Origin of the sequence: Xenorhabdus sp. NBAII XenSa04 (assembly GCF_963866145.1) — a bacterium.
Classification (GTDB): domain Bacteria; phylum Pseudomonadota; class Gammaproteobacteria; order Enterobacterales; family Enterobacteriaceae; genus Xenorhabdus; species Xenorhabdus indica.
Window position 1 is genome coordinate 1 of sequence record NZ_CAWMEB010000290.1, and the last position, 25276, is coordinate 25276.

Below are 25276 nucleotides of genomic sequence, written 5' to 3' on the forward strand. Positions count from 1 at the left end.
TTCCGTGATTCCCTGTTGAACCCGCCGGTATGGCAGGAAGGGGGAAGTTGGCAGTTTATTCTCGGTACTGACGATGTTGGGCGCGACATCCTTTCTCGCTTGATGTACGGAGCACGTCTCTCCTTACTGGTTGGTTGTTTGGTTGTTGTAATGTCGCTGGTGATGGGGATTATTCTGGGATTGCTGTCGGGCTATTTTGGTGGAATTGTTGATACTGCCATTATGCGAATAGTCGATATCATGCTGGCCTTGCCAAGCCTGTTATTAGCATTGGTATTGGTGGCTATCTTCGGCCCATCGATTGTCAATGCGTCACTGGCGCTGACATTTGTTGCACTGCCTCATTATATTCGACTGACAAGGGCGGCAGTATTAGTTGAAGTGAATCGTGACTATGTGACCGCTTCTCAGGTTGCTGGTGCGGGGGCAATGCGTCAGATGTTCATCAATATTTTGCCAAACTGCCTTGCTCCCCTGATTGTACAGGCCTCATTAGGGTTCTCGAATGCGATTCTCGACATGGCTGCCCTGGGTTTTCTGGGAATGGGGGCACAGCCACCAACACCAGAGTGGGGAACTATGTTGTCAGATGTCTTGCAGTTTGCCCAGAGTGCGTGGTGGGTCGTGACTTTCCCTGGGTTAGCTATCCTTTTGACGGTACTGGCATTTAACCTGATGGGGGATGGGTTGCGTGACGCGCTCGATCCTAAGCTCAAGCAGTAGGGGTATGAAATGGCATTGTTAAATATAGACCAATTATCGGTGCACTTCGGTGATGAAGATACACCATTCCGCGCCGTTGACCGTATCAGCTACAGCGTTGAGCAGGGCCAGGTTGTCGGTATTGTTGGGGAGTCTGGTTCGGGCAAATCTGTCAGCTCACTGGCGATTATGGGGTTGATAGATTATCCGGGCAAAGTCATGGCAAAGAAGTTGGAGTTTGATGGCTGTGATCTGACAAAAATTTCCGAAAAAGAGCGCCGCCAATTGGTTGGTGCAGAAATTTCGATGATTTTTCAGGACCCAATGACCAGCCTTAACCCTTGTTACACTGTGGGATATCAGATCATGGAAGCGCTGAAAGTCCATCAGGGAGGAAACCGGAAAACCCGTTATCAACGAGCCATTGATCTGCTGACTCAGGTAGGAATTCCTGATCCAGCCTCTCGCTTAGATGTATATCCGCATCAATTATCAGGTGGAATGAGCCAGCGTGTGATGATCGCGATGGCGATTGCTTGTCGTCCGAAGCTGTTGATTGCTGATGAACCGACAACAGCATTGGATGTGACTATTCAGGCACAAATCGTCGAATTGTTACTGGAGTTACAGCAGCAGGAAAACATGGCACTGGTCTTGATCACCCATGATTTGGCTCTGGTTGCGGAAGCTGCTCAGCATATTATTGTGATGTATGCAGGGCAGATAGTGGAAATTGGTAAGTCGGATGAAATATTCAGAGCACCACGTCATCCTTATACACAGGCATTGTTGCGGGCATTGCCAGAATTTGCGGTAGATAAATCCCGTCTGGCTTCGTTGCCGGGCGTTGTGCCGGGTAAATATGACCGTCCGACAGGATGTCTGCTCAATCCTCGCTGCCCTTATGTCAATGAGCATTGCTGCCAAGTAGAGCCGGAATTGAAAGTTGTTGGAGAACGTCAGGTTAAATGTCATATGCCACTGGATGATGAGGGGAGGCCGACAGTATGAGTGCTCAAGAAGTAGTTATTCAACAACAAAACGGGCAGAAAAAAGACACGGTTCCTTTGCTAAAAGCCACTGAACTGAAAAAATATTATTCGGTTAAAACAGGCATATTTTCACCGGAGAGGATAGTAAAGGCACTGGATGGTGTCTCATTTGAACTGGAGAAAGGTAAGACACTGGCAGTTGTTGGAGAATCAGGTTGTGGGAAATCCACCTTAGGGCGTTTGCTGACCATGATAGAAAAACCAACAGAAGGCGAACTTTATTATTTGGGGCAAGACTTACTATTACCAGATAAGGCAGCACCAGATAAAAAAGCAGAAAAACTCCGACGCCAGAAAATCCAGATCGTATTTCAGAATCCTTACGCATCCTTGAATCCGCGTAAAAAAGTGGGTCAGATTCTGGAAGAACCTTTGCTTATCAATACATCACTGGCACCGACTGAACGCAAGGGAAAAGTTCTGGAAATGATGGAAAAGGTGGGATTAAAGCCTGAACATTACCAGCGTTATCCTCATATGTTTTCTGGCGGCCAGCGTCAGCGCATTGCGATTGCTCGTGGGTTGATGTTAAATCCTGATGTGGTGATTGCGGATGAGCCAGTTTCTGCTCTGGACGTTTCCGTACGGGCGCAGGTTTTGAACCTGATGATGGACTTACAGCAGGAATTGGGGCTGTCATATGTATTTATTTCCCATGACCTCTCAGTGGTTGAACATATTGCCGATGAAGTCATGGTTATGTATTTGGGACGTTGTGTTGAAAAAGGTGCGAAGGAAGCGATTTTCAATAACCCACGTCATCCTTATACGCAGGCATTGTTGTCTGCAACGCCGCGATTGAATCCGGCACTGCGGCGTGAACGTATCAAACTGACAGGGGAATTGCCAAGCCCGATGAATCCACCTCCGGGGTGTGCTTTTGCAGCCCGTTGCCGTCATGCATTTGGCCCATGCACTCAATTCCACCCTAAACTAAAGCAATATGGTGAGCGACTTGTTGCCTGCTTTGCCGTTGAGCAAAATACAAATCCACCTGCATAATTGTGTCAGATCGTAGTATAACGTTATCTGATTCATATCGAATGGACTTCAAGTGACTGTACAACGTTAAATGAGTCACTCCCCGGAAGCTGAAGGTTATAGGATAAGGTTACAGTCATAAAACCTATGTGACCGGGGAGAATGAATATAGTTAATAAAGCAGTAACTTGAAGATGAAAGGGATGAACGTCACAAAAAGCAAATACTATATTGCAGTCATTTATCTCACTTGCATTTATCAAGACAAGACGATAGCAAGAAAAATCAAGTATACTCAGTCGCATTATTAAGGTGTGGTAGCCAGTCTTTGGTCAAGTATTGGTTTGGATAAAATGAAATTGCGAGTCAAACGTTCGTTAACCATTAAACAAATGGCGGCAGTGACAGGAGTCACTTTGGTCACTCTTGCTATTTTCATTACTATCCAATTATCGCATTTGTTGCAGCAACGAAAAGATGATTATATTAACCAGCTCAATAATGCAGCAGTTCAGATCCAGGCTCCTTTGACAGATGCTTTGCTGAGATCTGATCTCAATAAAGCGAAAACGCTACTGATTGGGTTAAAAACGTCGGGCATCTTAGGGCGAGCTGAACTGATATCGCAGAATAACTCCCGGATTATGAGTTTGGACTTCGCGACTCATCGGCCTATACCTGAACTGGCAAAGCGGGTTTTTGGTATTCCGGTTGAGTTAAATATTCCTTTACATGTTTATGGTATTTCATCAAAAGACATAGCATCGCAGGGGCATCTTATCTTGCAGGTTGATTCCAACCGTGTGTACCGATTTGCTTTGAACACACTGGCATTAATGTTAACCACTTATTTATTGCTTGCACTTATTCTTACCGTGTCGATAAGTTGGTGTGTAAATCGTATCGTCATACATCCGTTGCGTGACATCGCACGAGAACTGAATGAAGAGCATGTTCCTGCCCCTATGCCTTGTCCCAAAAATCACCAAGATGATGAATTGGGGTTGTTGATGAAAGGTTATAATCGTCAAGTTAGTAAGCAAAAACCTCCATCAAAATGAAACCTTATAAGGTGAATAAAGGTCTAATTTTCGGTGATAATATCCAGAGGCCTTTTATTGGTTCAAACAAGGATAAAACTAAATAGGTAGGGGTAAGTAAGAATGCAAGGCAAGAAAATCGGATATCTTATTGGTGGCACCATTCTGGCTACGACTTACTTTGCTCAGGCGGAAACCTTACAGCCTGATCCAGCCTGGCAACAAGGCAAACTGGAAAATGGGTTCAGTTGGCAAATCCTGCAAACTCCACAACGTCCCAATGACAAAATACAGTTGCGTTTAATGGTGAAAACGGGCTCTTTGGCAGAGAAAAATCAGCAGCAAGGTTACACCTACCTTATTCCCAAGATCGTCTTATCTTCCAGTAAAGATTTATCTTCACAAAAATTAGAAAATCTGTGGTACAACGCAGTAGATAGCAAAAACCCCCTTCCCCCTGCCATAGTTTCATATGATTTTACTCTCTATAGCCTGAGCTTACCCAATAACCGCCCTGAATTATTACAGGATGCGCTGATCTGGTTATCCGATATTGCGGGAGGGGCAGTATTTACGCCACAGACTTTGGCTCAGGCTATGAAAACGTCTGAACATCTGGTATCGACTTTGCCAGCAGATGTCCAGGATCCGGCATGGCGTATGCGCCTGCAAGGTTCGACCCTGCTTGGTCATGATCCCGGAGTGCATGTATCAACATCTGTAGATGTGAAAAAAGTCGAAGAATTCTATCGGCAGTGGTATACGCCGGATGCAATGACATTATATGTTGCCGGCAACGTTGATAGTCGGGTATTGCCAGAACGGCTTAATCAGATATTTTCATCATTAGAAGGCAAACGTCAGACACCTGTTGTTGTTCCCAGTCTGTTGCCAGTAAAAGCAGAAGTATTGGGAGTGAAAAGTGATAAAGCTAAACAAGATCGGCTTTCTTTAGTTTGGGATTTGAACTGGCAACCGATTAATAACTCTCAGGCATTACTTCAGCATTGGTCAAACGAACTTGCCCGCGAAGCTTTTTACCGTTACTTACAATTGTGGCTGAAAGAAAAGCAAAATGACGCAAAATTAGATCTGGATTGTCGGGTCGTTTACCAGCGGGCGAATTGCTATCTGAATCTGGACACATCATCGGATAAATTGACGGAATCCACACTTTACCTGGCCTCCGCGCTGGTGTCATTACGTGAAAACGGATTGCCACAAAAACAATTCGATGAACTGTATAATCAGAAACGCCTTCAGCTTCAGCACCTCTTTGCAGCATATGCGCGTACAGACACGGATATATTGATTAACCAGCGTCTGCTTTCCCAACAAAATAATGTGATAGATATTGCCCCTGAGCAATATCGCAGATTGCGGCAGATGTTTTTGTCTTCCCTTACGCCACAGGTTTTGAACAAAAAACTGAAAGAGATGTTATCTCAGGAAACGGCATTTATTCTGGTGCAACCTAAAGGTGAAGCGGCTGTTGATGTGAATCAGCTCAGGAACAGTTTTAATCAGATTATGAGACCAGGACCGCTGCCGGAAGAGCCGAAGACTGGGGTAGCTGAGGCCCAAAAAACTGAAGGTTAGTCATTATAATGATAGTTAATTTGGACAGTTTTTTGGCAATCCTTGCAATAATAGCGAGGTAAATAAAGCTGCTAAAACAGAACGTTATTATACCGTGGGATACGTGCCGCAGAATGACAAGGCCACAGCCCCGCCCGCAATACACCTTAAAGGCCAGTGGCTTAAGGCGGCAGGGTTTGATAAGGGCTGTACCCTCACGGTCAAAATTATGGACGGCTGTCTGGTGCTCATCCCTGACAGTGATGACACCCGCGCTATCCGGCAACAGTACCCGCGTCAGCAAGACCAGCTCAGTGAGATCAAGCTGAGAATGCGGGAACTGCTTGGCCGTCATGCGGCCCGCATCATCATATTCAAATAAATGCTGGCCGAGTTGGCCTAACCGGTGGCACCAAAAATTCTCCCTGGTTTATCCGCCACCGACTTATTTGGCAGCACGGTCACGCTGTTCAATCGCATGACGCAGGCGGTCATAACGGCCGAGCAGAGCGTTAAAACGGTCATCGATTCCTTTCATCAGTACAGGCGGAACAGCTTCACCTTTTTCCGCATGGGTGCTCAACTGGCGCAACAGCTCTTCCAGCGGTACTTCGCTGCCGTGGCTGCGCTGGATGTCGTAAATAGCAGTCTTAAGATAAGAGAGGGTAAAACTGCCACGGGTGCGTTCCTGCAACAGAATTTTGTCCGCCAGTTGCTGGAGTTGATCACGAGTGGTGTACCAACTGCCTTTCAACGGTACGCTGTCGATACGGGCAGTCATTTGTTGTTGCCAGTGACGGGTGGCGTTAACCTGCTCTGCCGATTGGGGCCACTGTTTCTCAGCGGTTGTTGTTACTGTCCGGGCAGCCTCCCATGTGGCGAGTGGAGATGTCTCTGCCAAACGATCAAGTTGGAATGAGTAGTCTGTTAAGGCCGGCTGGTAAAGCCACGCCAACCGTGAGCCTGCGGGTTGTTCTGTAATGGCATTCAGTTGCTGTTGTAACGGTTTGTAGAGCAGCAACCAGCACCCTATCAGTACCAATATCCCCAACAATGCCCCAAGCCCAAAGCCCTGCCATGCTGTCAGGCCGCGCGGCGGTTGTTCAGGAAACTGCACTTTGACCCTCTGTTGGTTATCCGTCGGAATACTTTCAGGATGCGTCGGTAGAGAAGATGGTGATGTTTCCGGCTCTGATTCGGATTTAGACAAGTAGACCAGTGGTGGCATCTGTACCGGTTGTTGTACCGGTTTCGCGGCCTGGCGTGGTTTTTCCAGTTTTTTCGCCGCGTTCTGGAAGAACCACAGTAAGTTCTCCACCCTCGGTAGGCGTTTCAGATCGGATTGCTGTAATCGGTCAACAATAAGCTGGAGTGCACGCTCGGCACGATAAATCATCCGCAGGTCACTGGCGGCAAAGTCCAGTTGACGCAGTATGCTACCGGTACGGTTGTGGAACCATTCCAGCAAATCAGTACGTACCTGCGGTTGCGGCGGCCACAAAGCATCCCATTCACTGACGATAACACCCGCCAGCAATTCACAGCCCTCGGTGAATCCCGCCAGTCCGTTTAGCTGCATTCTGGCTAATGTGTAATAAATTGCCGTCTGTAAATCGACGCCATTGGTTTTGAACAAGGTCAGTGACAGCGATTCCACCAGCATCCAGTTCACTTCCGGTTGTGACGGATGACTGGTTTTATTGATTTCGTCGCGGATAACCGCGAATTCCGGCAAGTTCAGTGGACTGCCACCCGCCCGGATAATGAGATTTTCAGGGTGCCCGCTCATGTCTGTTTTTTCTCCTTAAAAAACCCCTGCCCGAAGGCAGGGGGAATTTTGCTTTCAAGACTGACCCACACTTTCACCTCAATAGAGGGTGTCCGGCAGTTTGAACTGGCTGAACAACCCACCGGCAAACGGATTGTCCGATTCATCCACGTAGATGCGGTAGGTCACCTCACCCCCCTCTACGCTAAAGCGTACGTCGAAGGAACCCGGTTGAACGTTGGTCAGCTTGCCGCTGTTAATCAACCGTAATTGCGCCCACGGCCCCACATAGCTGACAGAACGCGGTGCCTGGTTGCTTCTGTCCGGCATCAGAGTCAGCTTACTTTCTGTACCCGCACGCATGGTGTTCGGCCATATCAGACGCGCAACATTACTGCGGCCGTGGGTATAATCCACCAACTGACCATCAAGGTTCAGCAGAGCTCGGCGTTTGTTGCCGGTCAGATTCACTGGCTCAATGGCAAACTGGGTTCCCAATCCGTTTTGTGGTGAGAAGAAAGTGGTGCGAATGCGGTTCGCATTCTCCAATTGTTTCAACACGTCAGGGCGGATCAATTCACGACCATCCGTACCCGTAGTGAGGTTGTTCGCCACAAACGGTTTCAGGCTCTGCTTGTAGAAAGTATCCAGTGTGCCGTCTGGCCGGAAGAAGCGCTCAAATTCGCTTAACGGTACTTCTTCTTTAGCATCTGGATTGAACGGGTAACGGCCAGCCAGATAGGTGTTGTACTGTTTGACGACAGTATTTTGCCATTCCACTTCCAGTGAGCGTACCGCCTCCATCATCACCACACGCCACGCCTGATTAGCTAGCTCCCCAACCCAACGATCCAATGGCTCAGGCAGATTTTTCGCCATTTGCTGTACTTCAAAAATCGCATCACTGTTGTTCTTATCCAAACGCATCTGAACTGCTTGCAGTGCCGCTTTACCGGGAGTTGGTGAATTCTGGATAGCCAGCAGATAACGATGCAATGCCATCAATTTCTGGTAGACGCTTTGCAATGTACTGCCCTTATCACCATGCTCAATCAATACACCGGTTTCCTGTGCAAAACCACGGCTGATATCTGTCAATAAGCTGTAATCCTTCTTCTCCAACAACGCATTTCTTTCCGTGTTGCCCAATGAGCTGTCGATCATCGGCGGATTGGTGTTATCGCTCAGGATTTGTAACGCCCGTTTGATCGGCTGTTCACCACTAATCACCTGTTCAATCGCACTGATAGCCTGTGGCAAATCCTCAAAATCACGGACTTCGAGGTTGTTCATTGCTGCCCGCCATGTTGCGGTGTAATCTGCCAGATACAGTTCAGTGATTTCACTCTCGATCCTTTCTCGATCTGCTTTACTGTAATTGTCCTTACGCTGTGACGGCTCCGACTCTTTGTATTGTTCTTTATTCTTCGATAAGTTCAGCACCCAACTATCCATCTCGGTCAGCTCTACCAACTTATCACTCTGCTGGACGAAGTAATCCATAAGGCCATGACGGGTCAGGAACTGAGGTATCACCAACCGTTTTTCGTTACTGGCGACAAACACGCTGTCAAAACTTGGGCCAATCTGATCACGCAGATTGATAGGCGCTGACAGAGTATCCTGAGCCTTGATACGCAGGTTCTGATAAACCCGTTGTTTGACGGAGAGCGTACTCAGTTCCTGCTGAGCCTGTCGGATTGGTTTCGCAAACGGAACGAAGCTATCAATGGCCTCCCTATCGCCTGCATCACGTTTCTCTTTCCATTTAGAAAGATCCAACGCGTAATTCAGGTGGGTCAGCAGGGCATCCTGCACATCACGCTGGCCATAGAACGCTTTACTCCAGCGCTCACGCATATACTGTGCCACCAACCCTTTATTACGTTTACTCTCATCTTCCATCATGCGCATGACACGCAGAATTTCGAGTTTTTCCTCACTGCCTGTCGGTGCCTTATTCAGGTCATCCAACAGAACACGCATCAGGGATGGCAGGAAATGCTGCTCCAGCAGATTCAGATACGTGTTTTCCACTTTCTTCCCTACACGGCTGCCCTGATACAACCCCATATCCGTCAGGAAAGATTTGTTCTCATAATAGTTGCCGTAAGCCAGTGTTGCGTCACGGATCGGGTTCAGCAATGGCAGTTGGAGACTACCGTAGTTGTCATCGCCTTTCGGAGCAGGTACAGAGAGGAATTTTTTCGCCTCTGCCAGTACCTCTTCCCCGGCCCGATAGTTTTTCTGGTAGAAGTAATGCCAGCCCCCCCACATTGTCAGTATGACCAGTGCACTAACCGTGGAGAAGGTGTACAACTGGCGGCGATTGCGACTCAGCCAGATACGGTTTTCTGCCGCCAGATTCGGTTCTGCCAGCAATACGTCTTCAAACAGGGATTGAGTGAAGTATGGCAAAGTGTCACCCGTCGGCCATGTCGGAAACGCCTGCGTACCGAGGTGATACTGCGCCGAGGCCGATTGAGTAAATATATCGTCCATCTGTCCCACCTGATGGGCGGAAGTCAGGTAAACTCCGCGCAGCTTCGGACGATGGTTTTCGTCGTTGTACAGGATGTCTTCCAGCATCTGCACGATATAACTGTGCAGGCCCTGAATCTGACGGGTGAAACTGAACAATGCGCTGCGCTGGTTGGCATCAACACTGTTCAGCATCATGTCCGGCATTGCACCGTTCAGGTTGTTCATCCACTGTTGCCAGAATTGTTCCAGCTCACTGCGCCATGCTTTTTCATCACGGCTGCTAAGGTGATTGTTGAGACTGAAAGTCACACCGAGGATCTGATCACGCTGTTTGCGATCCAGTGACTGGTACATTGCCTCAAAGCCGTGCAACAGGTCAATCTTGGTCATTACCAGATAGAGCGGCAACTGACTGTGGAAAGTCAGACGGATTTCTTGCAAACGTTGGTGGATTTCCCGTACGTAACGATCCCGTTGTTCGCGGTTATCCGTCAGTAAACGCAAGGTATCTACGGTCAGAATAATCCCGTTAAGCGGCTGACGCTGGCGGTTTTCCGATAACCAGTTCAGCAGGGCTTCCCACAAGCGACTGTTGATCTGCGGTTTGTCACTGTTCAGCGGAATAGGCTGGTCAATCAGACGGCCTCTGGGGTCAATGATGACGGCTTTTTCCCCCAACCAGCAACGCAGCAACAGAGGGATTTCCCCGTCCTGACGCAGATATTCTGGTGCAGCAATTTCAGACAGTTTGTAACCTTCCTTAATCAGGGAGGTTTTACCGCTCTGTTGGCTACCGATCACCATGTACCACGGACGTTCATACAGGTAGTTGTAAGAATCCAGGTGGCGCTGTAACTGAGATTTCCAGTGATCAAGGTAACGGTCTTGGTATTCAATATCTACACGTACCGGATCAACCACTTTCAGTTCAACGTCAAGGTTCAGTTTTTCAAGCTGACGCAAGCGACGCCATGCTTTCATGCCGATCCAACCTAGCACAGCCATAATGATAATGGCCGTCGCCAACCAACGGGCAGCAAGGCTTTCCAGCGGGTAATCTTCACGTATTTTCCATTCCGGTCCCCACCACCAGACCGCTATCAGAAGCAGACAGGGAATAAGCGCCAGAATAAGTGCTGTTGTTGCCTTAAGGCGTGGCATGGATTTAAATTTCCCTAGCGCCGGCAAAACCGATTTCAATTGAGAGATTGATGACAAAGAGGGCCATTTCATGGGTTAACGCTCCTGTTTGAAGCAGTATCCTTATCAAGCGAAGGGATTTTTTCAGCCAGTAAAGTTAGCAAGCCGGGTTCCCATTGAGTCAATAACATGTGTTGTCCAGTGTGTAACAAATTCCGGTAATGTTGCTGTGCCAGTGCTGTCATGCCGGCTTCTTCAAGAAGTTGAGCATTGAGCAACTGACCATAGAATTGATCACGGGGTTCCGTGAGTTGTTGCTGGTGCTCTTCCAGCATCTTTAGGGCGGCTTCCAGCCCTTGTTGCTGGAAACATTGCCAGATAGCCTCCTGATCAGCGGACATCGAACCGCCTCCGGTTGATGCAGTCGGTTCAGGTGCCAGCCAATTCAGGGTCTCTGTAGAAATGAACGGACTCATATCGGAAAAATTTAAGGTTTTTAATATGGGTAACCGTTCTAAAAACGCATTCAGTTCGTTACGAATGGCCTGTGCAACATTTTTATAGCCCAGTTGTAACGCTGCCTGAGCTGCAATGGCGTGCCCATCCAGCCAGTAAGGTGCAAGCGTCAGGCTCTGCTCAATCTGAGTCAGCAGCTTGTTATCCGCTGTTGGCAACCTTGACAAATAATCAGCAGTGCGATCAGCAGAAGTTGGTGCCAACGGTGTTTTGCCCGTGGTATTCGCCATGGGTGCCGTCGTGATGGTATGCCAGACGGCATGTCGGCGCAGACAATAACCGATAGGTGATTCTGGATATCGTTCACAAAGCAAATCAGAAACCGTCATCAGAGTCTGCTTCCACGCTTTTTCGCTGGAGCTATTGACGTCCACTTCCGGCATCGGTGCAATTTCATTTACCGGATGTGAATCTGTCTGATGTGAACCTGTCTGATATGAATGTGCTCCAGTCTCCGCTTTGGGTGCCGTTGATACCGCAGAAACAGGCTGTAATGGTGCTGTGCCTGTTTCTGGCTGACGGTTATAACGGGTACGCAGTTGATCAATTTCTTTTGCCAGATCAGGTTCACTGGCGTGCCAGCACTGTGCAAGATGAGCTAATACTCCTTGAGCATCATTCCGTTGATTTTTGCTGGATTGCTCTGTAAAGACTGTCTGAGCAGAATCAAATCGTTTGATCACCTGCTGTGCAAGACGGCGCTTTAACAACGGCTTGCTTGGCCATGCTTTTTCCCAGTAGTTTTTCACGTATTCAGTCAGCAGCTCCATCGCCAAGAGCAATTCAGCAGGATGCCCTGCGTGTTGCAGCGTTCGCAGCAAGTGCACCATCAACCGAAAATCTTTGCTGGTTTCGCTGAAAAGTTGCAGAGCCTGTCGCTGGATTTCTCCAATATCCAGCGAGCCATGCGATAGCGAGCCGAATTTAATCATTTCACCATCAATAAATTCCCATGCGGGCTCATTGTCATCCAGAGCTTTGCCAATTTGTTCGTCGGACAGTGGGGCCAGCAGGGAGCCGAACCAGTCGAATTGTGTTCTGATATCCATGTCGATTACCAACGACAGGCTTCGCGCAATGGTTTCGCGGCCTGCTCCAACTGAGAAATGTTAAAGGTTATCTGGCTACCTTGATTTGGTGTGATAGTCATCTGGTCGCTGCCCATTAAGCGTTTGATTTCATCAATCCCCGGCAAGCCACGGCTGGATTCCCATAAGTAACCACGTTCCCGCAGGAACCATTCGGTTTTAAACTGGGTTTTGTTTGTCATGATAGTGACCTCCCCCGACTCTGCCGGTTTAGGCAGAGCTACCTGCAAACGGGTGATGCGATCAATACAGCTCAACATCAAGACAGGACGCGGTGGCGGAACCCCGATTGCAGGGGTAGTCAGGACTATCCGGGTTGTACCGTTTTCCCCCTGCGTGACGATGAAACCAGTGGAATAATCGGTACGTTGCATTTCCTGCTCCATCGCCTGCCGCCACAAAGGTCCCATGTTTTCCAGTGTCACTGGCAAGGCATTGACCTTAAGGTTATCCAACTCCTTGTCATAACATGCCAGCCGGATAAGAGGAGATGGCTCGAAACGGCATTGTTGCAGTGCATCTAATTGTTTTTCCTGTTGTACAACCACTTCTTGTACAACCACTTCCTGTGGCTTGGACTCTGCGATTTCTTTTTCCCCTGCCATTTCCGCAAGTTTGGGATCGCCTGCCAATGACGCAAGTAATGAACTGATAATTAAAACAATATTCATAATCTACACCCGTATTTTGCCAGTTTGTAAACCAACGTGCGCTGAGCAATGCCCAGACTTTGAGCAATCAGTCTGGTGTCATTGCCGTACTGACGCTGACGTTGAACCAACACGGCACTTTCAAATTCTTCTATGGCCTTTGGCAGATTATCGATGTGACTGTAATCCACGGAGATACTGCCTGCCCTTGAGTTTTTCGATTCACTCAGGGAGGCAAGCAGTTCATCCAATTGTTTTTCTTTTTGGCGCTGGACCTGAAATACCTGACGGATCTGGCGTAACTGCCCACGCAGTTGTTCAAGCTCCTGCAACTTTTTCAGACGGTGCTGCATAACATGGCAATAGATGCCGAACATGTTTTCATTGTTGGTAAAATGGCTGACATTTTCGGCAAAAATGGCAATCACACCGCAAGCTTGTTCGTTGTGGTCAAACAGAGGAATACCATACAACCCGCAGTTATGCGGCAGCTCTGCAATGAATGTGCGGAAGTGAATATCGTCAATACGTGCCCCGTGGTTAAGGGAATCCCATAACGTTGGGGTTCCCTTACGCAACACTTGTATCAATGGGTTATTAACATCATCAATATCCACATGCAGCTTGCGAGAGTTGGTTTGCTGATGTTCTGGTAAGTTCAGATCTGGCAGACTAATGTTTGGCAGATTGATGTTTGGCAAATTACAGCATTCCAGCCTGTTTTCATTGATGTTAAGCAGGAAAACCAAAAGGGCATCAAAACGCGAGCTTTGGCTCACCAGCAAAAAATGGTCAACCAGTTGTTCAATGGTGTTATGTTCCAATAACGCTAACGCGCTTTTCAGCCTCTGTTTCATTATTCTGCCTCCTCAACCTCTGCGTGGAACTCATGCTCTGCCACGGTTAACCGAATGGCACTGATTGGGGTGCCTGTTGCCATTTTCTGCAATAGCAATAGTGAAACCGGTGGCAACAGTGCGCCATCAATGATGGATTCCAGCATACGGGCACCGTTTTCCGCACGGGTAGCGCGTTGCAGGATCTCTTCTGCCACATCATCGCTGATGGTGACTTCCGCGTTGAAGCGCTGTGACAACAGGTTGTCCAGTCTGTCCAACTTGGCCCGAATGATAGTCTTCAGCGTTTCATGGCCAAGCGGCAAGTAAGGGATCACTTCCATACGAGCCAGCAGGGCAGGTTTGAAGAATGCCGCCAGTTCCGGGTAAAGCTGATCATTGATCTGCTCTGGTTGCTCGGCGTAATCAACAATGGTTTGGTAACCCAGATTGGAGGTCAGGAAGAACACAACGTTTTTACAGTCGATGATACGGCCTTCACCATCTGCCAGTTCACCTTTATCGAATGCCTGATAGAACAGATTCAAGACATCAGGGTGAGCTTTTTCCACTTCATCCAACAAGACAACGGAATAAGGTTTCTGACGGATAGCTTCGGTCAACACGCCGCCTTCTCCGTATCCCACATAACCCGGAGGAGAACCGATCAGACGTGAAACCGTGTGTTTCTCCTGAAACTCAGACATATTGATTGTCGTGAGGTACTGACGGCCACCAAACATCAGTTCGGCAAGTTGCAATACTGTTTCGGTTTTGCCGACACCACTTGGCCCTACCAACAGGAATGCTCCCAGAGGACGCCCCGGACGACGCAGATCAGCACGCGCGGTCAACAGGTGTTTATGCAGGTATTGAATAGCAATCTCCTGCCCTTTGATGCTTTGGCCCAAATGGATAGGTAATTCAGTCACAATTGATAATTCGCTCTGTGACAGACGGTTCAACGGAACCCCTGTCCATTCCGCGATAACAGCGGCAATCTGGGTTTTGTCCACATGCGGAGAAACCAGTGTTTGTTGCTGCTGAAGTTCAGCCAATTGTGCGTTGAGTTGAGCCAGTTTTTCGATCAAAGCTGGTTCATCGGCGGGTTCTGTCGCAGGTTTTTCTGCTTCATCACCAGATAACAGTTGGCGGCGCAATTCGATGATCTGCTTCACCAGTTCTTGCTGTTGCTGCCAATGGCTTTCCAGTGTGGTCAGTTGTTCCTGGATCTCTTGTTGCTGGTTTTGCAGCTCTTCCAGTCTTTCTGCATGTTCGTTCAGCCCCATCCGTTGTTCTCTTTCCAGCACATCGATTTCCATCTGCATTTGATGAAGTTCGGTCGTCAGGGAAGAAATCTGACGCGGTGGCGATGTCAGGTTAATCGCTACGCGGGCGCAAGCGGTATCCAGAACATCAATCGCTTTATCTGGCAATTGACGACCAGAGAGATAACGGTCACTTAATATGGCTGATGCTTTCAGTGCTTCATCGTCGATCAGAACACCATGTGCCTGCTCGTAGATGGCTCTCAGGCCACGCATAATGATGGTTGCTTCTGCTGCACTAGGCTCAGAGACTTTCACCAACTGAAAACGACGAGACAATGCCGCATCTTTCTCAAAGTATTTTTTGTACTCGCCCCATGTCGTTGCAGCAATGGTTTTCAGTTCACCACGCGCCAGTGCAGGTTTCAGTAGGTTGGAGATATCCAGCCCGCCGGCCTGATTACCTGCCCCAATCAAGGTATGGGCTTCATCGATAAACAGGATGATCGGTACAGATGATTGATGGATTTCAGTCATGATGCCTTTGAAACGTTTTTCAAACTCACCTTTGACTGCGGCCCCTGCCTGCAACGCACCGAGATCCAGAGTCAGCAATTCGCTGTTGCGCAGTTTATCCGGTACACGATCATTGATAATCCGCAGCGCCAAACCTTCAATCAGGGCACTTTTACCTACACCCGCCTCACCCACAACGATGGGATTGTTTTTACGGCGGCGGCAAAGAATGTCGATCATCAGGTCAATTTCATTATCACGGCACAGTACCGGATCGAGTTTGCCCTGACGCGCCTGCTCAGTCATGTTCTGGGTAAAACGCGCCAACAGGCTGTCACTGTTTGCCGGGTGTACACCTTGCCCCTCTTTATCGCTGACACTGAAAGGCTGTTCGGCAGAACCATTTGTCCATTCAGTAAAGTTCTGGCGCAGCAGTTCACGGTTAATGCCCGCCAGCAGACGCGCAGACTGCGGAGCCAGATAGCGCAGAGGGCTAAACAACAGGGCAATCAGCATTACGCCACTGCGCAGTTCGGTATGCTGCATCTCAGTAGAAGCCAGCAGCCAGCTATCCTGTAACCATTCCACCAGCATTGGAGAAAAGTTCGGATAAGTTTGTACAATCGCCTGATGATGTGTGACCACCTGATCGAGTTGCTCTTTCAGCAGATCTTTATCGATGTCTGCTTTATTAAGGATCAAACGCACATCACTGAGTGGTGTATCGATCATTTGAAGCAGTAGCTGAGCAACCGTGATCTCAGGTTGCTGCTGACTGACGCAGGATGCTGCCGCCGCTTCCAGTGCATGACGGGTCATCGGATTTAAACGGTTTACAAGAGTGGGCAGATCAATCTGAATCATGGCGACATCCTATCTTAATAAGTTATTTAGCTGCTTTAATATGTCTTGAGTCTGATCACCGAGGCGGATGGCATAAAAACTATAAATCGCAATCAGCAGACCGACGCTTATCACAAGCAGGTGTTTGATTTTCAAACGCCTGCTCAGGCGATAGCGTGCATCTTGCTCGTTGATATTGACATACAGCGTAGTCGGCGGTACTTCTCCACGCAGTGAGTGAAGCTGTTGCTGCAAGCGGCGGAACAAGCGATCAAAGTCATCATTTTTCTGGGTACTGACTTTGTAACGTCCGCGATAACCAAGACAGAGGCAGAGGTAAATGAACTCCAGCAGATGCTGGTAGCGCTGAGCCTCTCCCATCAGGCGTTCGAGCAACACAAAGACTTTCTCACCGCCCCAAGTTTCATTGTGGAAGTGCACCAACAGTGATTGCTTCAACCATCCATTCTGGCTGTTCCAACCGTGCCCCAATGCGGTTTCATCAATGAAGGTACACAGTACGTAACGGAATGAAACAATCGCACCGGGTTCATAACCTTTAGTTTGCAGAAGCTGCTCAATAGCGCGAATGTCAGTAACAACCTGTTGGTAAAGCTTATCTGGCAGTGCCTGATCACTCATGTCCTGCAAACGCAGTACCATCCCCAGTAAAGGCGTGGCTGCGTCGATCATCGGGTTAAGGCTTTCACCACGTAACGGTAGCTGGTACTGGCGCTGAAACGTTCTCAGCGTTTCAGCCTGTTTTTCAAATTTTTCCAGTGACGGACTGTCAACATTGATATCACTCATGACTAATCCTCATAACTAATCCTTACCGCCCCTGATAGCCCAGAGCTGCATATCTAAGTCAGGGAAATCCCCTGATACGTGGAACGCGATGGAATTGCCCTGTTGGATCTCTTTCCATGCCGGACTCTTCTGATCCAGACGGAAATAGGTATATCCAGAGTGATATGGCAACTGACGAGGTGCTGCGGACAACGCAATCAGTGGTACGCCGGGCAACTGGACGCTGACCAGATCACGGATACGTTCCATAGACGTGACTTTGGTTTGCTGTACGAACTGACGACGCAACTGTTCCTGTGGTGTGCTGGCACTGATAGCCAGAACAAATTCGGCTTTGCGCAACAAGTCGTTGTCGTGGAGTGTTGCGACACGAATGCCCCCTTCGTTCTGTTTCAGGGCAATTGATGTTGCACGTGGTGTCAGAACAACGTTCAGTGCATCGCGGATGGCGTGCATGGCGTCCTGGAAAGTATCTGTCAGATTATTGTGGTCATAGGCCAGAATATTTCCCGGCAGACGGCTTGCGTCCGTGAAGGTTCTCAGTTCACCACAGGTTTGGATCAATTGGGTATACAGATGCAACGGGTGCAGGACGGTTTGTTTAGCATAATGATTGAACAAAGGTTGAACGCGGTTCAACAGTTGAAGCATCATGAATTCTGCCACATCTGCAACCCCCTGCTGACCTGGAGAACCGATGCGTTTCGCCAATGTTCTTGAACGTTCTGTCAGTAACCCGTCAATTTCCACCATGAAGCGCTTTAGTTTATCAGCGACAAAAATGGACAGGCAGGTTGGGATAAATTCGTTATCCAAAACGATTGTGCCATCTTTCTGCTTTTCTTTAATGCGGCACAGCGGAATGGCAGTGTAGGCACTCATATCTTCAGAACCCTGCATCAATACCGGAGTCAATTGAGCAAGATTAAGAATGGAGGAATCACCGCCTTTAGTATGCAGGTCACGAATATCGCTCGGCAATTCGCGATAACGTACCGCGCTTTGAATCTCAGCATCCCGATCAGCCACTTCACGAATGGTATCGCTGGACATCGGTAATGCCAGATAGACGTCTTTACTTTTCAGATCATTGATATTTTCAATATCCAGCGGTTTTGGCAGCAGATCCTGACTCGGTGCTGAAAATACCGTACCGTCCGGCATGATACCGCTGGCTTCGGTGATACCGATGCGTCCTAGTTTGAGCAAATCATCATTGATACTCACGGAGCTGAAACCATGACCGTACGCTGTTAACACGGAGACAAGACTATGAGCCAGATAATCATTGTGTTTTTGTTGTTGTTGGAAATGTTGTGGCTTAATGAATAATCCTTCGTGCCAAATCACCCGATTTTTTCCTGGCATGATTACTCTTCCTCCTCTTTTCTAAGTTCGACGTCGTTATTTCTGACATGCACCAAAATGTTGTAATGGCGACCCATGTCTTTTACCCGGATGATCTTTTTCCATTCAGACTGATTGACGCCTGCATAATGAACGATGACACCGATGTAACGGTTCTTCTTTTCCAATGTGATTGTTTCCAGCGGCTTATATTGCCCCGGTAACAGGGTGTAATCCTGATGATCGATGTAGTTTTTCCCCAGTGCTTTTTCAAGCTTGTCACTTTCAAGCTGGTCATAGTCGGCAGCCAGAAAACGCGAATCTTCACTGAGATAAACCAGATTCATCTCAACAGGCGCTGGTTCACCACTTTCATTGGGGTTGATATCGGGTTCAGCCAGCAATGTGATGTTGGCGATTGAGGCTTGTTCACTCGGCCTTCCCACAGGAGTGGAAGGGTCCCAAATGACCTGCCCAACTTTTTTAGTGGCGTTCCATGCGCTGCTACAGCCGTTCAGTAACATCACTGACAGTAATAAGATCCCTGTGGTCCATATGCGCTGACTACCGGAACGTTTCATCACTGGTGTCCTCTAAGCCCTGACGCAGTGCGCGGTCATAAGCCTGCTCGTACACCTCGCGGAATAACTTTTCAAACCCCTGCTGGCGGCTGGAAGCTAATTCGCGGTAATAGTTGGTGTACATTTCCCACGCCCAGGACGCATCTTTGTTCCTGACCTCATTACTACGGCGATAATGTGAAAATCTGCGGAGTAATTGTTCAGGGGAAAAGGCTTCCAGCATGGTATCCAACGCCGCGGAAATCGCTGTCCGGTTGGCCTGATAATGCAGTTGCAGATTATGCAAGCTTTCTGCTACAGCAGCGGGTGCTGACAGGTGTACCGGACTTTTCTGCTCGGAAAACATCACCTGCATGGTGGTGTCGTAATCCATATTCAGACGTAGTGGGTTATCCTCAATAGGACGAAGCTGTTTATCACGTAATCCGTGCTGTTCACGCTGGAGCGCTAATAGCCCTTCGATTGCCGCTTTCATGGTCTTACCCATCTCTTGCAGAAAATCGTTGGCCTGCTGTGTGTCATGCAGAGGCAACTGCGTATCCAGCCCACGCATCAAAGGGGTAATGGCGACATGATCAACATCCATATCTTCGTACTGCCGCTCGGAAGCGATATCCGGTAAGTCAAGAAACTCCTGATCCATAACACTGCCTCGGTTATCAGAAATAGGGTTAGCAAATGGGGGGGATTGATAATGATCCGGCGGCAAAAGCTGCTCCGTATCATCGGCTTCAACCTGTGGTTGCAACGTAGTCAGACTCTCACTATCAAGTACTCTGAGAGGATCATCGCTGAAACGGTGCATGACGGTTGGCGCAATACTGTCATCTCTGGCAAACGCGGATTTTTGCAGCGATACACCTTCCATCATGGCATCCAGCGGATTTCTGTAACTGGAAACCAGCGCCTCCGGTGATACTGTCGAAGGATCAACCTGATCTGATTCAGAAAAACTGATGTGGATCTTGATGGACAAGTTACCCGCTTTAATCTGATCTCCCTGTTGCAAACGGATCAGACCGGATTGCGGTGTTAATGGGGCATTATTTATCTGTACCGGCTCAGCAAGCACTTGCAGGCAGAATGAACCATCACGCCATTGAATGGAGAATTGTGACGGCTGGATATTGCCCTGGCTGTCCTGAACAGACCACAAGTGACTTTCACTGCTGCCGACCGTACCGCCCTGTGTCGAAAACTGGTAACTGGCGGCTCGACCACTCTCTAGTTGCTCACTGTTGAGCACCCGCAATGAAAGCGTTGGTTGATATTTTTCCATAGTCGTTATTCCATAACTGAAATTGTGACAGAGGGTTTCTTTTCTGGCTCACCAAGAAAGCTGGTCCACCCCAGATGGTTATTCTGCTTCGCCCCCAACACCATGCCACTAACCTGATTTTCCGCCAGGCCAAGACGCAATTCCCAGGCAAACTGGCTGCGCATGACGAAAGAGATAAACATCACTAACGGGAGATAGTTCTTCCCGTCCGGCAGAAATGACAGGAACCGATCACGGGCCAGATTGTTGATACTGAGCAGAAACTTTCCGCTGTAATCCCCGATCCATGATCCGATGGTGAAGTTCTGCCCCAATACGGACAGTTCGGTATCACCAATCTTTTGCCCTTTATTCGTGCCACCCAGTCGATTCTGTTGATCAACGGGGATGATGACTTTTCTGAATTGCCAGCCGTGCAAAGTGACATCCTGCAAATCAAAACAGTGGGAAACCAGGCTGCATATCACTTCCGGTGAACGACCGGGGCTTGCCAACAACCCGGCATACGCCAGCATTTTGCTGTGGTTGATGTTCAGCATCCGGCGGTTGACATCACTTCCCAATCCCACCAGCGAGAACATGCGCTGAGAGAAGCTATCTTCCCCGCCTTGCTTAAAGCAGATGTAATAGCGGTATTTCCGCCAAATCTGGTGCAAGAGCGTGATTAAGCGGTGATTAAACAGATTGAGGAAATCCGTCAGTCGGTTTTCGCCCTGTGCGTCTTCCCACGCCAGTGAATCCAGGTAATAACCCGGCATAGGAGATTGGCTGCCATGTAGCCCCATGAAAGAGACTTCCAGCTCAAAATACCCTTGCCTGGATTGCTTCAGTGCAATCACATCACGAGTAGGAAATGCCAGACTGGCATTGGATTTAAAACGGACAGATTCACGATCAGGCCGATCCGTCTCCCCGGTTTTTTCCCACGCTACCGCCAACTGATTGAGCAATTCGACCAGTTGATAAAAGTTGTATCGTGAGATGTCCAATGCCAGTGGTGTGGCAGGATCTTGCTCAGTGATTACATCAACGAGTGTTGACCTATCTGTACCGGCCATTCATAACATTCCTGATTATCTAAATTGATTACCTTCAACATATGAAAAGCGTTGACGCTGGCATACAGTGAGAAAAACCGTGACAGAATCGTACTGAACAGATACAGCTCACCTTCCGAACTGAATGCCTGTTGCCGGATATACAAAGTAGAACGCAATCCACGCACAGGATGGCCGCGGAACAGGCGATCTGTTGGCTCTGTCTCAATCTTTTCAATGGCATCAAGCCGTTTCTGTGATGATCGTTTGGACTGTCGGTTGTGAATACTTGGGAAATCGTAAGTACGCAGAACCTGTTTCAGCGCATTCTTATCCAGCAATGACATGTAGTTCAGCGACATATTTGACAGCAACGACCAGTGCAGACCACCATCCAGCAACGGATAAAGCGGTACTGACGGACGCGTGATATTGCGGAATGTCGCAAATGACGGGCTGCCGATAGAGGGGTAATTAATGTCGCCGACACGAAGCTGTAACGGCAATTCACGGTTGGTACACGTCAGGCTGATAGAGACGTTTTCTTTTAATTTGAGCCTGAGCAGGTCTGATTCATCGCCACGTACAAATGAGATGAAATGTTCCAATCCTCTGCGGAAAGGTGACTCTTTCACTCGCAGACGGTAATAGCGCATTGAGTGTTCATTTTCGTTATCAATCTGATGATTGAAACTTTCAAACGGGGTGTAAACCCGTTCACCGATACGTGCCCGACTGCGTTCTCCATTTTCTCCCGTCAGCCAACTTTCAACACCATCTACAGAAAAGATATCGTAGTTATCCGGAAAGCTATAACTGGCCTTCAGTGGGTATTCCGTCTGACTGCCATTCAGTTCAATCGCTTCACTGTCCATCGGAAACAGATTAATAGCCGGCGTACAGTGCAGGCGGAAAGTATCGTGGCGAATCTTAGCTTCTGGGGGTAACGCCTGAGAAAAATATAAATTCAGTTTGAAATCTTTGGTTTTGAGATCTTCAGACAGTTCAGGGAATCCCTTAACGTCAAAAAACAGAAAACTTTCCGCAAAACAGAAATATTCCTGCAAAATGCGATATCCCATATAAGCATTTTTAGGATAAGGCAACAGGGCATCTTCCCGTTCGAATCCGACCGGTACAAAGTCAAAATCTGGCAGAGGAATGACCGTATCACCAATAACCAATTCCGCTTTTCTGAAGTAATAGCAGAGCCAGAAATAGAGTTGAGAAGTGGTATAGTCATCGCCACTCAGATAGAACCGCAATTTACCCAGTTCCAGTTCATGCAGGTTCAGTTCCGTTTTCGACGCAAAATTCAGGCCAATAATCCCTTGCTCATTACTGTTATTAACGGAAATGTCCTGAATGGAGAGAGGAAAAAGCCAGACATCGCGGCACAATGTAAAAGTGCAGCGGCTATGATCGTCTCTTTTGCCACTCGATTGTCCATTCAAAGAATGGTCGTTCGAGTAAATATCATCATGAGTTGACAGCGGATTACTCATAATCTGTGTGCCGCGCTTAACCTGTGTTGCTTTTGTCACAACACTCTCATCAGGAGTATATTCGATGATGGTCATACTGGGCGTCGGACGCAGATAATTAGGCCAGAGCATATTAAGCAAGCCGTGAGTCAGTTCAGGGAACTGATCGTCAATCTTTGCCCGCAGATTGCCTGTCAGAAATGCAAAACCTTCAAGCAAACGTTCAACGTCAGGATCAGAGCCTTGTTCAGACAGAAATGCGGCAAGATGAGGACGCTCAACTGCGGCTTCTTTCCCCAGTTGTCGCAAATAGTTCAGCTCATCTCTGAAATATTTTTCAAATGACATTTATTGAGTTCGCTCCAGGCAATAGCGCCGGTTGTTATCCAACTGGATGCTGAATTCGACAACATCGTTGATATCATCCAGGGAAACCTCAGCACTGATATGAAAGCTCAATAACAACGGATCTGAATCATCATTGATGGCACTGACAGAAACCGCTGATATTCTGGGCTCATAATTTCTGATGCACTCTTCTATCGCCCATTCGATACTTTGCTTGAAATCCACTGACGTTGCGGTTGCATCATTGAGATCAATGACACCCAATTCAATGGCACTCTGGCAGGCACCAGGGCGCGTATTCAGCACTTCGTTCAAATGCTTCTTAATAGAATCAAGCAGTGCACGCATCCTTGACTGACGGGAAGAGCCGAGGCTCTTCCCTTGAATGCGCTCGAACAGACTGGCAGAGCTGCCTCTGTTCCAACTGTACAGCGCAGCCATGATTATTCCTTATCCAAACGTCCGACCAGAGACAGTTCGAAACTTGCACCCATGTATTTGAAGTGTGGGCGAACCTGCATTGCCACCTGATACCAGCCTGGATCGCCTTCAACGTCCAATACCTTGATTTCAGCAGCGCGCAGTGGGCGGCGGCTACGAACGTCAGTCGGTGGGTTTTCCTGATCAGCAATGTACTGTTTCAGCCACATGTTCAGTTCGCGTTCCAGATCCTGGCGCTCTTTCCAGGAACCGATCTGCTCACGTTGCAAGACTTTGATGTAGTGTGCCAGGCGGTTGATGATGAACATGTATGGCAACTGAGTGCCCAACTTGTAGTTGGTTTCCGCAATTTTCCCTTCGCGGGTATTTGGGAAAATTTTTGGTTTCTGAACCGAGTTTGCAGAGAAGAATGCAGCGTTATCACTACCTTTACGCATAGTCAGAGTAATGAAGCCTTCTTCCGCCAGTTCGAATTCACGACGGTCAGTGATCAGTACTTCAGTTGGGATCTTCGCCTGAATCTGGCCCATTGCTTCATACAGATGGACCGGCAGATCGTTTACTGCCCCACCACTTTGTGGACCGATGATGTTCGGACACCAGCGATATTTAGCGAAGCTGTCAGTCAAACAACTTGCCAACAGATACGCAGTGTTCCCCCACAGATAGTGTTCGTGGTCACGGCTGACATTTTCCTGATAGTTGAAGTTTTTGATTGGATTTTCAACGGTGGAATATGGCAGACGCAGCAGGAAACGTGGCGCAGTTAAGCCCAGGTAGCGGGAATCTTCTGACTCACGCAATGAACGCCATTTGGTGTGTGAAGGGCCTTCAAATACAGATTTTAGATCTTTGATAGCCGGCAGATCAGTAAAGCTGTTAACACCAAAGAATTCTGGTGAAACAGAAGACAGGAATGGCGCATGAGCCATTGCACCGACCGAACTGACATACTGCATCAATTTGATGTCAGGCGTGGTGTTGCTGAAAGCATAGTTACCAACAACGGCAGCAACAGGTTCACCACCGAACTGGCCGTAACCCGCAGAATAAACATGTTTATAGAAACCGGATTGGATGATTTCAGGAGAGAATTCAAAGTCTTCCAACAATTCATCTTTAGTCGCATGAATCACGTTGATTTTGATGTTCTCACGAAAATCAGTGCGATCCACCAGCATTTTCAGTGAACGCCAGGAAGATTCCAGCTCCTGCAACGGCTTAGCGTGCATGATTTCATCCATCTGCTCACTCAGCTTTTTATCAAGCTCAACGATCATTTTATCAACGAGAAGTTTGTTGATCGGTTCTTCGTTAGAGCCTGTGTCCAGAATGCTGCCAATAAAAGCCGCTACACCCTGTTTTGCAATGTAATAGCCATCATTTTCAGGAGTCATCCTCGCTTGAGACATGATTTCATCAAGCAGAGAAGTCGTTGCGCCAGAAGCAAGTGCTGTGCTGTTTTCTTCGTGCTGAGCCATTTAAAA

The 25276-nt window shown here is 48.2% G+C and carries 19 protein-coding genes and 1 pseudogene; 6 read left to right on the forward strand and 14 right to left on the reverse strand.

The window, feature by feature from the left end:
* The 6 genes and pseudogenes from dppC to AAC147_RS10330 form a co-directional block, all read left to right on the forward strand.
* A partial coding sequence (dppC, locus tag AAC147_RS10305) for a dipeptide ABC transporter permease DppC (protein WP_047680650.1) occupies positions 1-723 on the forward strand: 723 nt, incomplete at its 5' end.
* A gap of 9 nt (positions 724-732) precedes the next feature.
* Entirely contained in the window at positions 733-1713 is a 981-nt protein-coding gene (gene dppD / locus AAC147_RS10310) for a dipeptide ABC transporter ATP-binding protein (protein ID WP_047680653.1), read from the forward strand.
* Positions 1710-2756 carry a dipeptide ABC transporter ATP-binding subunit DppF gene (gene dppF / locus AAC147_RS10315; RefSeq protein WP_047680656.1) on the forward strand — a complete coding sequence of 349 codons (1047 nt, stop codon included), beginning with the start codon at positions 1710-1712 and terminating at the stop codon, positions 2754-2756. Before dppD ends, dppF begins: the two co-directional genes overlap by 4 nt.
* A gap of 332 nt (positions 2757-3088) precedes the next feature.
* The gene (locus tag AAC147_RS10320; protein ID WP_047680659.1) at positions 3089-3796 is read left to right on the forward strand and encodes a hypothetical protein; all 708 of its coding nucleotides are present in this window, start codon (positions 3089-3091) and stop codon (positions 3794-3796) included.
* A 102-nt stretch (positions 3797-3898) separates the two neighbouring features.
* Positions 3899-5374, forward strand: coding sequence for an insulinase family protein (locus tag AAC147_RS10325; RefSeq protein ID WP_047680662.1), 1476 nt, complete (start codon positions 3899-3901; stop codon positions 5372-5374).
* A 91-nt stretch (positions 5375-5465) separates the two neighbouring features.
* Positions 5466-5735: pseudogene (locus AAC147_RS10330) on the forward strand (SymE family type I addiction module toxin); the annotation flags it as partial.
* Positions 5736-5798: 63 nt separating this feature from the next.
* Here the strand turns inward: AAC147_RS10330 and AAC147_RS10335 are convergent.
* The 14 genes from AAC147_RS10335 to tssC form a co-directional block, all read right to left on the reverse strand.
* Entirely contained in the window at positions 5799-7142 is a 1344-nt protein-coding gene (locus AAC147_RS10335; RefSeq protein ID WP_047680667.1) for a VasL domain-containing protein, read from the reverse strand.
* Positions 7143-7220: 78 nt separating this feature from the next.
* On the reverse strand, positions 7221-10838 hold the full coding sequence (gene tssM / locus AAC147_RS10340; RefSeq protein ID WP_047680669.1) for a type VI secretion system membrane subunit TssM: 3618 nt from the start codon (positions 10836-10838) through the stop codon (positions 7221-7223).
* Positions 10835-12310, reverse strand: a complete 1476-nt coding sequence (gene tssA / locus AAC147_RS10345) for a type VI secretion system protein TssA (RefSeq protein ID WP_047680672.1) — start codon at positions 12308-12310, stop codon at positions 10835-10837. Before tssA ends, tssM begins: the two co-directional genes overlap by 4 nt.
* Before the next feature lie 5 nt (positions 12311-12315).
* Entirely contained in the window at positions 12316-13020 is a 705-nt protein-coding gene (gene vasI / locus AAC147_RS10350) for a type VI secretion system-associated protein VasI (RefSeq protein ID WP_047680675.1), read from the reverse strand.
* The gene (locus tag AAC147_RS10355) at positions 13017-13856 is read right to left on the reverse strand and encodes a Fis family transcriptional regulator (protein WP_047680678.1); all 840 of its coding nucleotides are present in this window, start codon (positions 13854-13856) and stop codon (positions 13017-13019) included. Before AAC147_RS10355 ends, vasI begins: the two co-directional genes overlap by 4 nt.
* A complete protein-coding gene (tssH, locus tag AAC147_RS10360; protein WP_047680681.1) occupies positions 13856-16483 on the reverse strand; it encodes a type VI secretion system ATPase TssH in 2628 nt (875 codons plus the stop codon). Before tssH ends, AAC147_RS10355 begins: the two co-directional genes overlap by 1 nt.
* 9 nt (positions 16484-16492) lie before the next feature.
* Positions 16493-17272: a type IVB secretion system protein IcmH/DotU gene (gene icmH / locus AAC147_RS10365; protein ID WP_047680684.1), complete on the reverse strand. Its 780-nt coding sequence runs from the start codon at positions 17270-17272 to the stop codon at positions 16493-16495.
* Between the two features lie 15 nt (positions 17273-17287).
* Positions 17288-18640 (reverse strand): type VI secretion system baseplate subunit TssK, encoded by a 1353-nt coding sequence (tssK, locus tag AAC147_RS10370; protein ID WP_047680687.1) that lies wholly within the window; start codon positions 18638-18640, stop codon positions 17288-17290.
* Between the two features lie 2 nt (positions 18641-18642).
* Complete coding sequence (tssJ, locus tag AAC147_RS10375) at positions 18643-19200, reverse strand: type VI secretion system lipoprotein TssJ (RefSeq protein WP_047680690.1); 558 nt, start codon at positions 19198-19200, stop codon at positions 18643-18645.
* Positions 19184-20479, reverse strand: coding sequence for a type VI secretion system-associated FHA domain protein TagH (gene tagH / locus AAC147_RS10380; RefSeq protein WP_047680693.1), 1296 nt, complete (start codon positions 20477-20479; stop codon positions 19184-19186). Before tagH ends, tssJ begins: the two co-directional genes overlap by 17 nt.
* A 5-nt stretch (positions 20480-20484) precedes the next feature.
* Entirely contained in the window at positions 20485-21537 is a 1053-nt protein-coding gene (tssG, locus tag AAC147_RS10385; RefSeq protein WP_038269541.1) for a type VI secretion system baseplate subunit TssG, read from the reverse strand.
* On the reverse strand, positions 21501-23348 hold the full coding sequence (gene tssF, locus AAC147_RS10390) for a type VI secretion system baseplate subunit TssF (RefSeq protein ID WP_047680696.1): 1848 nt from the start codon (positions 23346-23348) through the stop codon (positions 21501-21503). Before tssF ends, tssG begins: the two co-directional genes overlap by 37 nt.
* Positions 23349-23789 (reverse strand): type VI secretion system baseplate subunit TssE, encoded by a 441-nt coding sequence (tssE, locus tag AAC147_RS10395; RefSeq protein WP_047680699.1) that lies wholly within the window; start codon positions 23787-23789, stop codon positions 23349-23351. It lies immediately after the preceding gene.
* A gap of 2 nt (positions 23790-23791) precedes the next feature.
* Positions 23792-25270, reverse strand: coding sequence for a type VI secretion system contractile sheath large subunit (gene tssC / locus AAC147_RS10400; RefSeq protein WP_047680702.1), 1479 nt, complete (start codon positions 25268-25270; stop codon positions 23792-23794).
* Positions 25271-25276 lie beyond the last annotated feature (6 nt).

What these genes read in the sequence shown, in the direction of transcription:
- tssE (WP_047680699.1), bottom strand. Translation starts at nt 23,789, where the DNA reads ATGGCTGCGCTGTACAGTTGGAACAGAGGCAGCTCTGCCAGTCTGTTC.
- tssM (WP_047680669.1), bottom strand. Translation starts at nt 10,838, where the DNA reads ATGAAATGGCCCTCTTTGTCATCAATCTCTCAATTGAAATCGGTTTTG.
- tssF (WP_047680696.1), bottom strand. Translation starts at nt 23,348, where the DNA reads ATGTCATTTGAAAAATATTTCAGAGATGAGCTGAACTATTTGCGACAA.
- tssG (WP_038269541.1), bottom strand. Translation starts at nt 21,537, where the DNA reads ATGGCCGGTACAGATAGGTCAACACTCGTTGATGTAATCACTGAGCAA.
- tagH (WP_047680693.1), bottom strand. Translation starts at nt 20,479, where the DNA reads ATGGAAAAATATCAACCAACGCTTTCATTGCGGGTGCTCAACAGTGAG.
- icmH (WP_047680684.1), bottom strand. Translation starts at nt 17,272, where the DNA reads ATGAGTGATATCAATGTTGACAGTCCGTCACTGGAAAAATTTGAAAAA.
- vasI (WP_047680675.1), bottom strand. Translation starts at nt 13,020, where the DNA reads ATGAATATTGTTTTAATTATCAGTTCATTACTTGCGTCATTGGCAGGC.
- AAC147_RS10355 (WP_047680678.1), bottom strand. Translation starts at nt 13,856, where the DNA reads ATGAAACAGAGGCTGAAAAGCGCGTTAGCGTTATTGGAACATAACACC.
- dppF (WP_047680656.1), top strand. Translation starts at nt 1,710, where the DNA reads ATGAGTGCTCAAGAAGTAGTTATTCAACAACAAAACGGGCAGAAAAAA.
- tssH (WP_047680681.1), bottom strand. Translation starts at nt 16,483, where the DNA reads ATGATTCAGATTGATCTGCCCACTCTTGTAAACCGTTTAAATCCGATG.
- AAC147_RS10335 (WP_047680667.1), bottom strand. Translation starts at nt 7,142, where the DNA reads ATGAGCGGGCACCCTGAAAATCTCATTATCCGGGCGGGTGGCAGTCCA.
- tssK (WP_047680687.1), bottom strand. Translation starts at nt 18,640, where the DNA reads ATGCCAGGAAAAAATCGGGTGATTTGGCACGAAGGATTATTCATTAAG.
- dppD (WP_047680653.1), top strand. Translation starts at nt 733, where the DNA reads ATGGCATTGTTAAATATAGACCAATTATCGGTGCACTTCGGTGATGAA.
- tssJ (WP_047680690.1), bottom strand. Translation starts at nt 19,200, where the DNA reads ATGAAACGTTCCGGTAGTCAGCGCATATGGACCACAGGGATCTTATTA.
- tssA (WP_047680672.1), bottom strand. Translation starts at nt 12,310, where the DNA reads ATGGATATCAGAACACAATTCGACTGGTTCGGCTCCCTGCTGGCCCCA.
- AAC147_RS10320 (WP_047680659.1), top strand. Translation starts at nt 3,089, where the DNA reads ATGAAATTGCGAGTCAAACGTTCGTTAACCATTAAACAAATGGCGGCA.
- AAC147_RS10325 (WP_047680662.1), top strand. Translation starts at nt 3,899, where the DNA reads ATGCAAGGCAAGAAAATCGGATATCTTATTGGTGGCACCATTCTGGCT.
- tssC (WP_047680702.1), bottom strand. Translation starts at nt 25,270, where the DNA reads ATGGCTCAGCACGAAGAAAACAGCACAGCACTTGCTTCTGGCGCAACG.